This is a genomic window from Larkinella sp. C7, from assembly GCF_006149005.1.
Classification (GTDB): domain Bacteria; phylum Bacteroidota; class Bacteroidia; order Cytophagales; family Spirosomataceae; genus Larkinella.
Map to the genome: position 1 here is coordinate 1 of NZ_VBSL01000285.1, position 312 is coordinate 312.

The 312-nt window shown below is 38.1% G+C and carries 1 pseudogene; it reads right to left on the minus strand.

From position 1 onward, the window contains the following. Nucleotides 1-31 precede the first annotated feature (31 nt). Nucleotides 32-312 (minus strand): annotated as a pseudogene (locus FH871_RS33450) (hypothetical protein); the annotation flags it as partial.

Sequence of the window (312 nt, forward strand, 5' to 3'; positions counted from 1 at the left end):
ACTAGATCTGTCTTCTTAGGAAATTATTTCTTCAGTAAGCCATTGGCATTTTCCTTGCTTTCTCTTTGCCAAGAAGAATAAGCATCTGCAAAGTAAAAATCACTACCCAATGGCCGACGGTTTTCCTTGTTCTGACTCCTTTTGGATGCTTAGAAATTAGGGCCCCAATAATGAATTTTCCTCGTTTTTCCTGAAATTGACGACTTTTATCCTTGCGTCTGAGGAAAGCTAATTCATAGTCAATCAAACCTTTATAAAGCCAGTTGTAGATGGTCTTAAAGCAAAACATAGGCTTGTTCTCAAGCTGATAGC